Annotated in this window: 3 protein-coding genes; all 3 read left to right on the top strand. The window is 47.7% G+C overall.

Annotated features, from left to right (window positions below; all coding sequences use genetic code 11):
* Positions 1–87: 87 nt before the first annotated feature.
* The 3 genes from tnpA (at position 88) to tnpC (ending at position 2,550) form a co-directional block, all read left to right on the top strand.
* The gene (tnpA, locus tag U2P91_RS17760) at positions 88–417 is read left to right on the top strand and encodes an IS66 family insertion sequence element accessory protein TnpA (RefSeq protein ID WP_111887798.1); all 330 of its coding nucleotides are present in this window, start codon (positions 88–90) and stop codon (positions 415–417) included.
* A complete protein-coding gene (tnpB, locus tag U2P91_RS17755) occupies positions 414–788 on the top strand; it encodes an IS66 family insertion sequence element accessory protein TnpB (RefSeq protein WP_111887999.1) in 375 nt (124 codons plus the stop codon). The genes tnpA and tnpB overlap by 4 nt, the downstream gene beginning before the upstream one ends.
* Before the next feature lie 139 nt (positions 789–927).
* Positions 928–2,550 (top strand): IS66 family transposase, encoded by a 1,623-nt coding sequence (tnpC, locus tag U2P91_RS17750; RefSeq protein WP_111888001.1) that lies wholly within the window; start codon positions 928–930, stop codon positions 2,548–2,550.
* Positions 2,551–2,613 lie beyond the last annotated feature (63 nt).

The raw sequence follows: 2,613 nt of genomic DNA, 5'->3' as shown, positions 1-2,613 counted from the left end.
GTAAGCGATTCAAAAGATGGCGTAGTGCAAAATAGGTCGAATTATTGTAGACTAACCTAAAAGAACTTACAGGAGGTTCAGGATACAATGGACGAATCAAAAAGACAGCTTTGGGAAGAGCGTTTTGAAGAACAGGCAAACAGTGGAATGACGGTCGACGCCTGGTGTACCTCAAAGCAGCTTAACAAATATACCTACTATTATTGGAAGCAGCGGATCCGAAAGGCGAAAATGGAGCCGATGGAGAAAGGGACCACAGCACCACTGTTTGCAAAACTGGAAATGCCAACGGCTTCTGATGAGCGAATACCGGTGGCGGGACTGATTATCCGATGGCGGGGTTTTGAGCTGGTTTTGTCGGATCCCCATGATATCTCTCTGGCAACACAGTTTATCCGACAGCTTTCACAGTCATGATGGATCGGTTTATCAACGACACCACCCATATTTATATTGCGTGTGGAGCCACTGACTTCAGAAAACAGATGGATGGCCTGGCCGTCGTTGTTAATACGGAGTTCAAGCTGGATCCATTCGCTGACAAATGTGCCTTTATCTTCTGCAACCGGAAAAGAAATGCCCTTAAAGTTTTACGTTACGATGGCAACGGCTTTATTCTGGCTAGCAAGAAGCTGCTCAACGGCATGAAATTTCAGTGGCCCAGAACCCCATCGGAAGTCAGAGAAATAACCGGCCAGCAGGTTCAGTGGTTGCTTCAGGGGCTTGAAATCGAGCAGAAAAAAGCCCTTCAACCAGTGACGATGACGCTGGAAAACAGCTGCTTTTAACCGCTTCAAAACAGCGCAAATAAATTTGCAAAATGGCTTTAAAATGGCGTTTTAAAGACTTTTTATTACCGATAAATGTAGCATTCTGAAGCTAAAAATGGTATAATAGTACCAATAAAAAGCAAAGGAATGGATACGGATGACAGGACAAGAAGAACTGCTGATGCTGCGGGCGCTGGTGGAAAAACAGAAAGAAGAGCTGGCCGCCAAAGACGACATCATTGCCAAACAGAATATCCGCATTGAAAATATGGTGCAGGCGCTGCTGCAAGCTCGCAAAAAACTGTTTGGTTCCTCCACTGAAACATCGAGAAACCTGGATGGACAACTATCCCTGTTTGAAAAAACGCAGGAACTCGCGAAAGAACTGTTTGGTGAACAGCAGAAAATAACCGTCCCCAGTCATACCCGGAAAGCCCGCCAACCCGGAGTCCGTCAGGAAATGCTTGCCGGTCTTCCGAAGGAGATTGAAGAGTACATCATTGGGCCGGATGATTCCTGCGTCAAGTGCGGTGGAGCCCTTACGGTCATCGGCAAACGGATCGTCCGAACCGAAGTGACCTATGAGCCACCAAAACTGAAGGTGAAGCAGATTGTCCAGCAGATTGCAAAATGTACCCAGTGTGGCAAAGAAGGCAGTGAGAATCCCAAGGATCATTTTCAGAAAGCCGCCATACCGGTGCCGGTACTCCCGCATTCCATTGCCACGCCGTCTCTGGTGGCTCAGGTCATGTACCAGAAGTTTGCCATGGGCATGCCCTTTGCCCGTCAGGAAAAAGACTGGTATCGGTTGGGGCTCATTCTATCCCGGTCAAACATGGCCAACTGGACAAACCGCTGCAGCGAAGAATGGCTAACCTCGGTTTATGAACGTATTCTTGCCGAACTGCGTACCTGTGAGGTGCTGCATATGGATGAGACACGGATTCAGTGTAACCGGGAGGAAGGCAGGAAAGCCAACAGCGAATCCTATATGTGGGTGATCCGTAGTGCGGCATGCGAGACAATCCGAGCCGTTTTCTTTCATTATTCGCCGACACGCAAAGGGGAGATCGCCAGGCAGCTGCTTTCCGGATTCCATGGCTATTTAACGACGGATGCGTATGCCGCTTATGAACAAGTCGAGAATATCCGGCGCAACTTATGTTGGTCGCACTGTCGTAGATATTTTATCGACAGCATTCCCTTGACCAGCAATGGGAAAGAAATCCCGGGTTCAAAGGGTGCCGAAGGACGAGCGTACATCGACCTGCTTTTTAAAATTGAGAACGAAATAAAGGATCTTCCTTATGAGGAGATCAGAGAAAAGCGTCTGGAAAGGTCACGCCCCATCCTCGATGCCTTTTGGTCGTGGGTTGACGAAACTGCGGCCATTCCAACGACAAATGAAAAGTTGACTAAAGCCCTGAATTATTCCAAAAACCAGAAGAAATATCTGGAAACCTTCCTGGAAGACGGACGTCTTCCCATCTCCAACAATCTCTGTGAGGCCAGCATCAAACCTTTTGCAACAGGGCGCCGCGCCTGGCTTTTTGCCGATTCGCCTAAAGGTGCAACCGCCAATGCGGTTCTGTACACGCTGGTGGAATCAGCCCGGGCTAATGAACTTAATGTATTCGAATATCTGAATTACCTTCTGACAGAAATCCCCAACAGTGACTATCTGCACCAGCCGGAAGTACTTGAAAAATACCTGCCATGGTCTCAGGAATTGCCTGAGGTGTGCAGACTCAATCATAACTACAAAAAGTGCCTCAAATAATGATGTCATCAGTATATCAGGTTTAGATCAAACTTGCTATACGTCATCTTTTGAGGCACTTAC

It is taken from the genome of Acetobacterium sp. K1/6, assembly GCF_034438075.1.
Classification (GTDB): Bacteria; Bacillota; Clostridia; order Eubacteriales; family Eubacteriaceae; genus Acetobacterium; species Acetobacterium carbinolicum.
Note: the sequence above shows the minus strand (reverse complement) of the source record. Positions and strands in the feature narration are given on the sequence as shown.